The organism is Aromatoleum sp. (assembly GCF_036675785.1).
In the GTDB taxonomy this organism is placed as follows: Bacteria; Pseudomonadota; Gammaproteobacteria; order Burkholderiales; family Rhodocyclaceae; genus Aromatoleum.
The window spans coordinates 1-7,399 of record NZ_JAKFEF010000060.1; the positions used below are offsets into that span (position 1 = coordinate 1).

Sequence of the window (7,399 nt, forward strand, 5' to 3'; positions counted from 1 at the left end):
TCCCAGCGCGACGCGCTGCAGGACGGCATCGTGACGGCGCTCGCCCGCGAGCAGGGAACGGAGCTGCTCTGGCTCGTGGTCATCGTGTGTGCGGGGGTCGCCCTGCTGCAGGTGGCGATGGGCCTCGCGGCGCGGCATCTCGAGCGGCCGGCGCTGCTGGCGCCCGGGCGGCGCGCGTTCGCCGTGCGGGCGCTGGCGGTGCTTGCCGTCGTCTGCGCGGTCGGTGTCGCGACGGGCGCGCCGGGCTGGGCGAACGACCAGTGGCAGGAGTTCAAGGCACCGGTGGGAGCGGTCGCTGGGGGCGGACCCGACAATGTGTTCAGCCGCCTGTCGGGCGTCAGCGGCAACGGCCGCTACCAGTACTGGCAGACGGCGCTCGACGCCAACGAGACCGCGCCGTGGAAGGGCATCGGCCCGGGGACGTTCGAGTTCTGGTGGGCGCGCCACGGGACGGATCCGGGCTTCATCCGCGATGCGCACACGCTCTACTTCGAGACGCTCGCCGAGACCGGAATCGTCGGGTTGGCCCTGCTCGGCGGGCTGCTCGCGTTCCTGCCCGCCACGGCGATCGCTCGCTCGCGGCGCGCGGCTCTGGAACTGCGCATCGCAATCGCGGCAGCGGTCGGCGGGCTCGCCGCATTCCTGGCGTCCGCCGCGTTCGAATGGGTCTGGGAAATGGCGGCGATCGCATGCGTCGTGATGGCGCTGGGCGCGGTCATCGTCGCGGGGCGTGCGCCCGACGAGGTCGGCGAGGCGGAGCCCACGGCACCCCGGTGGCCGCTGCTGCTGCCCCGGACCTTGCTGGCTGTGCTCGCCGCCGTTGCGCTCGGCGTCATCGCGGTGCCCATGGCGGGAGCGCTCGCGACGCGCGACAGCCGCGACGCCGCGGCCGAGGGCAAGCTCGTCGCCGCGCTCCAGGACGCGCGCACGGCCCAGCGCCTCCAGCCCGCGGCCGCGACGCCGCACCTGCAGCAGGCGCTCGTGCTCGAGGAGGCGGGCGCGCTGAAGGACGCCACGATGGCAGCGCGGGTGGCGACTACCGAGGAGCCAACGAACTGGCGCACGTGGTTCGTCCTCGCGCGCATCGAGGCGCGGCGCGGGCAGGCCGCGGCCGCGTTGGCCGCGCTGCGCAAGGCCCGCAGCCTCAACCCCCGATCGCCGTTCCTGGCTCGGCGATGACCGATCGGCGCGACATCCGCCAGGACCTCGAGCACGGCACGCCGGAGGAGCTTGTCGAGCTGGCGGCGCGCCTGGAACGCGAGCGTCCGGTGCCGGCGGCGGCGTTCCGCGGCGAGCTGCGACGTCGGCTGCTGTCCGGGGTGGACGCGCGGACCCGCCCGGCGCGCCTGCGCCTGCTGATCGCCGGCTACGCGGGAGCGGGATCGCTGCTGCTGCTCGCGGGCGCGGCCAGCGTCGCGGGCGTCGGCCCGCTCGGTACCTGATCGAGCTGCGCCCGCAGCCGCCGCAGCGAGCGCGAGAGGATCTGCTGCACGTTGGCGAGGCTGAGGTCCAGGAGCGCGGCGATCTCGGGGCCGGTGAGATCGCCGCCGAAGCGCAGGGCGATGAGCTCGCGCTCACGGTCGCTGAGCGTGGCCAGCGCACGCTCGAGATCCGGCTCGAGGCCGAGGTCGGGTAGCTCTGGCGGCGCCTCGAGCGCGCGATGCTCGGCATCGACGTCGTCGAGCGGCTCGTTGCGCGCGCTGCGATCGGCGCGGAAGTGATCGATGAGCAGGTTGCGCGCGATCGCCATCAACCACGTGCCGAGGGTCGCCTGCGACGCGTCGTAGCGCCCCCACGCCTTGAGGGCGCGTTCGAACGTCAGCTGCGTGAGATCTTCGGCCTCGCTGCGGTTGCGCAGCCGGTAGGCGTAGTAGCCGTATACCTGCCAGACGTGCTCGTCGTAGACGGCCGCGAAGTCACGCACAGGCATCGCGTCGCGGAAAGGGCGGATGCCAGCATGGTTGCACGGGTTCGACAATTGCCGTCTGTGGGTGTCAGGGTGCGTGCTAGCCTCGCCTGAGGTTTGTCCAGCATTGTTCCTGCCTCTGACACCTGATCGCCCAGAGCGTTCACAGCACCGTGTCACTGGCGGAAACGATGGCGTTCAATTCGCCCAATGATTCCCCCGCGCCGAGCAGCGTGGGTTCGGTGGCGATCGTTCACGATTATCTGAACCAGCCCGGTGGAGCGGAGCGAGTTGTGCTGGAAATGGCCGCAATCTGGCCGCAGGCACCGATCTTCACCTCGCTCTACCGGCCGGACTCGACGTTCCCGGAATTCAGGGACCACGACGTGCGCACATCACCCCTGGATCGTCTGCCGGTCGACGCAGGCTTCCGCAACCTCTTCCCGCTGTACCCGGCCGCGTTTCGCGCCTTCGGCACACTGTCGCAGGACGTCGTGATCTCGAGCTCGAGCGGCTGGGCGCACAGCGTCCGCACGGCGCCGGAGAGCTTCCACGCGGTGTACTGCTACACCCCGGCGCGGTGGCTGTACGCCGACGATCACCTCGGCGCATCGCGCCGAAAGCAGATGCTCAAGCCGGCGATCAGTCTCGTGCGCCGGTGGGATCACACCGCGGCACGACGCGCCGATCTCTACATCGCGATCAGCAACGCCGTGCGCGATCGCATCAAGCTGCGCTACGGCCTCGACGCGCCGGTCGTCTACCCGCCGGTCAGCGTCGAGCGCTTCACGCCGAGCGAGCGCGGCGAGCGCCTGCTCGTCGTCTCGCGCCTGCTGCCCTACAAGCGCGTCGACGTCATCGTCGACGCCGCGACGAAGGCGGGCATCGGGCTCGACGTCGTCGGCACCGGGCCGGCGCTGGGGGACCTGCAGCGCCGCGCCGGCCCCACGGTCACGTTCCACGGCCGCCTGCCGGACGCCGACATCACGACGCTGATGGAGAGCTGCCGCGCCTTGTGCCTGCCCGGCAAGGAGGACTTCGGCATCACGCCCGTCGAGGCCAACGCGGCCGGCAAGCCGGTGGTGGCACTCGGTGACGGCGGTGCGCTGGAGACGATCGAGGACGACGTGTCGGGTGCCTTCTTCCAGCGCCATGACGCGACCGACGTGCTGCGCGCGATCGATCGCTGCGACGCGATCGAGACGGCGCCGGACGCGCTTGCGGCGATGGCGCGTCGCTTCTCAGTCGACGCGTTTCGTTCCCGGCTCGTCGACGTGATCGAGTCCGGGGCCGAGTCGTTTCGCGCGGCGCCACGGGCGGCGTGATCGTGGCGACGCAGACATCCGCTGGCACCCAGGAGCCAGAGCAGCCGGCATCCGGGGAGGACGCAATCGCGACGATTGACGCTGCTGTTGAGCATCCCGCCGTGGTCATGCTGGGCAAGGGCTGGTTTCCCGAGCAGCTCGGTGGTCTGGATCGCTACTACCGCGATCTTCTCGAGCACCTTCCCGAAGCCCGCGGCCTTATCGTCGGCCCCGCGCCGGAGAGCCCGCCGCGGCTGACCGTGGTATCGCGCCACGACGCGCCGCTACTCAACCGGCTCGGCGCGCTGTGGCGCGCGGCGGACCAGGCCGGCCGGGACGCCGTCGTCATCGATGCCCATTTCGCGCTGTACGCGCTGCTGCCGCTGCTGAGCAAGCGGCTGCGGTCGCTTCCGCTCGTCGTGCACTTCCAGGGACCGTGGGCGGACGAGAACGTCTCCGCGGGCGACAGCTCGCCCGTGCGTCATCGGTTGCGCCGCGGGCTCGAGCGCCTCGTGTACCGCCGCGCCGATCGCGTCATCGTCCTCACGTCCGCGTTTCGGCGCGTGCTCGTGGAGAACTACGGCGTGTCGCCGTGGCGCGTGCACGTCGTGCCGCCGGGGGTCGACCTCGATCGCTTCTCACCGGGGGATCGAGGTGCGGCTCGCGAGCGGTTCGGCCTCGACGCGGATGCGTTCGTGGCGGTGTCGGTGCGCCGGCTGGTGCCGCGCATGGGGCTCGATGTGCTGCTGGAAGCGTGGGCACGCGCACTCGCCGAGCTGCCGCAGGGCGCGCAGCTGCTGATCGCCGGCGACGGATCGGAGCGCGCCGCACTCGAGGCGCAGGTCGAGCGACTGGGGCTGGCGAAGAGCGTGCGGCTGCTCGGGCGCATCAGCGACGAGGATCTGCTCGAGCTCTACCGTGCCGCCGACCTGGGTGTCGTCCCGACGCGTTCGTTCGAGGGATTCGGACTCGTCGTCATCGAGGCCGCGGCATGCGGAACGCCGACGATCGTGACCGACATCGGCGGGTTGCCGGAGGCGGTTCATTCGCTCGATCCGTCGCTCACGGTCGCCCCCGACGATGTGCTGGCGCTCGCGGAACGCATGGCGGCGGCCGCCCGGCCCGGCGGAACTCCCAGTCGCGAGGAGACGCGCAGCTTCGCCGAGGGGTTCTCGTGGTCGGCCGCCGTACGACGCAATCGCGATGTCATGCGCGAGGCCATCGACCCGAACGCCACCGCGCGTCGCCGGATGCGCGTCGTCTACCTCGACCACGTCGCGCAGCTCTCGGGCGGCGAGATCGCCCTGCTGCGTCTGCTGCCGCATCTCGACGAGGTCGAGCCGCACGTGATCCTCGCTGAAGACGGGCCGTTCGCCGATCGACTCGTGCAAGCCGGCATTTCGATCGAGGTGCTGCCGATGCGCGAGAGTGCACGTAACCTGCGCAAGGAACGCGTGACCGCGGGGACGTTGCCGCTCTCTGTCATCGGGTCCACCACCGCCTACACGATCCGTCTCGCAATCCACCTCCGGCGGTTGCGACCCGACGTTGTACACACGAACTCGCTGAAGTCCGGCATCTACGGATGCGTTGCGGCGCGGCTGGCCGGTGTTCCGGCCGTCTGGCACATCCGCGACCGGATCTCCGAGGACTACCTGCCCAAGCACGCCGTGCGGCTCGTCCGGCTGCTGACAAGGCACCTGCCCAACTTCGTCATCGCGAACTCGCACTCGACGATGGACACCCTCGACCCACACGTGTCGCCGATCGTCGTCTACTCGGTGCTACCCGAGGTTCTCATCCCGCCTGCCAGGTATCCGATGCGCGAACCAGGAGAGATCGTTGTTGGGATCATCGGTCGGCTCGCGCCATGGAAGGGCCAAGATCTCGTGCTGCGGGCGTTCGCGGAGGCATTCCCCACAGGGCCTGCGAGATGCGTTCTCGTGGGCTCCCCGATGTTCGGTGAAATCGAGTATGAGGCGTGGCTTCACTCACTCGCCAAAGAGCTCGGGATTCATGATCGCGTCGACTTTCGCGGCTTTCGAAACGATGTATGGTCGGAGCTGTGGGATATGGACATCCTGGTGCACGCGTCTCTCACGCCGGAGCCGTTTGGTCAAGTGGTGCTCGAAGGTTTGGCCGCCGGTGTAGCCGTGGTGGCTGCAGACGCAGGCGGGCCGGCGGAAATCGTGGAACACGACGTGAATGGGCTGCTCTATGCGATGGGCGATAGCAGCGCCTTAGCGAAGGAGCTCCACCGACTCGGAACAGATTCCGACCTGCGCCTCAGATTGGTTGCAGCGGGTCGAGCTACGCTGGCCGCCTACGGTCCGGATGCAGTCGTGCCTCGGCTGGAATCCCTCTACCGCGAGGCGACCGGCTCTGGCGAAACTCGGTAGAGCGCTTCGAAGAACTGGGCCTGTAGTGGATGGTCGCGGGAGTACACCTTCTCCCAAGAACTCGGAATTGGGTACTCATCACGACAGATGACAAGATCGTCCGCGACGTTCACCGATCGCTGCCATTGCTTCGTATAGAACAATCCCGTGCAATGCCGTGCGACCTGATCGATGTAGTGGCTGATCTGCTCCCGGCGCATTTCGTGTAGCGAGCTGATGTTCACAAATAGATCGGCCGCGATCGACGGGAGCAGGTCGAGTTGATTAGGAGTCAAAAATGCGATATCAGCATGACTCAGCTCCTCGGCTACCTCCTCATAGGCACCGAACGCACGGAAACGGAAGGTGGTGCGTTCCGGATATAGCGTGGTGAGATACTGCTGGGCGATAGCCAGGGCGGGCGGTATATCAACAAGTATGTACTGAACTCTCGGAAAGGCTCTTAGCATCAGCCAGGCGACGCGACCGTAGCCGCCGCCAAGCTCGATGACGCGGCTCGGCCCGTGCGCCTTCGGGAGGGTTTCCAGCATACTGGTGATCTCATGCGCCGAGTTGCACAAGTCTTGGCTGACCGACCGTCCGCGATACCCAACGGTGATCGGATTGCCGAGCGAAGGCTCATCCGCTTCGGCGAGCAGCCCTCGCGTATCCCGTGCGCGAACGTACTCCCACAACAGCGCCAGGAAGACGGCGTGCGTCCGGCGCTGAAGCGCATGCGGCATGAACTCGATGTCTTCCCCGTCGGCAAGCTTGGCGAACATTGGAGACACGCCCACGCGGAGCAGGTGCCAGTCCCGAGCAACAATCCGAAAGTGCTCGTTCCGTGGCGACCGCGGCACCCAGCTGAAGTAATTTCGGTTGATCGTTCGCTTGAAGTTCTCAAATCCATCGCTGTGGAGCATCGCGATGTTGGCGTCGTTGAGGCTCTCCCAATAGCTTGACGGCTGCACGATCGCGGGAGCGTCTCGCATCTCGGTCATCATCTCTGCCAGGCCCGGAAAGGCCGCCGCGGGCTTCACCTGCCGGTGCGCGGTCGGGCGAGGCGAATCAGTTCTTCCGACAACGTCGACTGCAGTAGTGAGCGCAATCCCGCGGCCAGTCCGCCGGCTCTCACGAGGGGCGGGACGCGTGAGTCGCTGATCGGCAAGCGACCTTGGGCGATCCGTGAACTCTGCGCATAGGAGGCAATGGTTCCAGAGGCCGATGACGGAGTACTGAGGATTTCGAACCCGGCCGATCCGAGGGCTCTGTCGATTGCCAGCTGCCCGAAGAGGACGAGGTGTCTCGGTGGGTCAAGGTGCATCCATCGTTCGCCAAAGCGCCGGTGCCCGCTGGAATCGAGGTTCGGCGTCGCCAGCCATAGCGTGCCGGAGTCGCGCAGGAGCGCCCGCGCGGCGCCGAGAAACGTCACGGGATGCGGAACATGCTCGATCACGTGCGCCATCGTGACCGCGTCAAAGGACCCGCGCATCGACACGGCCAGTTCTTCGATGGGTGTCGTCGAGAGCGGCAAGCCGGCCGCCTGGCCTGCCCTGACGGCCGCCTCGTCGTTGTCGATCCCTTGGGCGTTCCAACCAAGCGCGATTGCCCGCGCGACGAAGGCCCCGCTTCCGCAGCCGACATCGAGCAGCCGCGCGCCGCGACGAGGCCGCGGCAGGTGACGGAACACTCGGTCGTCCGCAGCTCTCGATCGGGGGCGCGCATACGCTAGAGGCAACCCGAGGCTTGGGGCCGGTTCGAGTTCGTAGCCGTAACGCCGATTGATGTAGGCATTTCGACTCCTAAGTCTG

At 68.2% G+C, this 7,399-nt stretch carries 7 protein-coding genes; 4 read left to right on the forward strand and 3 right to left on the reverse strand.

What is annotated here, in order from left to right:
- The coding region (locus tag V6M37_RS12300) for an O-antigen ligase family protein (protein ID WP_332673677.1) at nucleotides 1-1,179 on the forward strand (1,179 nt) is incomplete at its 5' end.
- A complete protein-coding gene (locus tag V6M37_RS12305) occupies nucleotides 1,176-1,442 on the forward strand; it encodes a hypothetical protein (RefSeq protein WP_332673679.1) in 267 nt (88 codons plus the stop codon). The genes V6M37_RS12300 and V6M37_RS12305, both read left to right, overlap by 4 nt.
- Here V6M37_RS12305 and V6M37_RS12310 read toward each other — a convergent pair.
- Complete coding sequence (locus tag V6M37_RS12310; RefSeq protein WP_332673680.1) at nucleotides 1,367-1,930, reverse strand: RNA polymerase sigma factor; 564 nt, start codon at nucleotides 1,928-1,930, stop codon at nucleotides 1,367-1,369. The genes V6M37_RS12305 and V6M37_RS12310 overlap by 76 nt on opposite strands.
- A gap of 167 nt (nucleotides 1,931-2,097) precedes the next feature.
- Here V6M37_RS12310 and V6M37_RS12315 point away from each other — a divergent pair, with 167 nt between their 5' ends.
- Nucleotides 2,098-3,231: a glycosyltransferase gene (locus V6M37_RS12315; RefSeq protein ID WP_332673682.1), complete on the forward strand. Its 1,134-nt coding sequence runs from the start codon at nucleotides 2,098-2,100 to the stop codon at nucleotides 3,229-3,231.
- Nucleotides 3,232-3,233: 2 nt separating this feature from the next.
- On the forward strand, nucleotides 3,234-5,609 hold the full coding sequence (locus V6M37_RS12320) for a glycosyltransferase (protein ID WP_332673684.1): 2,376 nt from the start codon (nucleotides 3,234-3,236) through the stop codon (nucleotides 5,607-5,609).
- Here the strand turns inward: V6M37_RS12320 and V6M37_RS12325 are convergent.
- Together V6M37_RS12325 and V6M37_RS12330 are read right to left on the reverse strand one after the other, a co-directional pair.
- Nucleotides 5,573-6,628 carry a putative sugar O-methyltransferase gene (locus V6M37_RS12325; protein WP_332673686.1) on the reverse strand — a complete coding sequence of 352 codons (1,056 nt, stop codon included), beginning with the start codon at nucleotides 6,626-6,628 and terminating at the stop codon, nucleotides 5,573-5,575. The two genes, V6M37_RS12320 and V6M37_RS12325, sit on opposite strands and share 37 nt — an antisense overlap.
- Nucleotides 6,625-7,399, reverse strand: a 775-nt coding sequence (locus tag V6M37_RS12330; RefSeq protein WP_332673688.1) for a class I SAM-dependent methyltransferase, incomplete at its 5' end; no start/stop codon positions are given. The genes V6M37_RS12325 and V6M37_RS12330, both read right to left, overlap by 4 nt.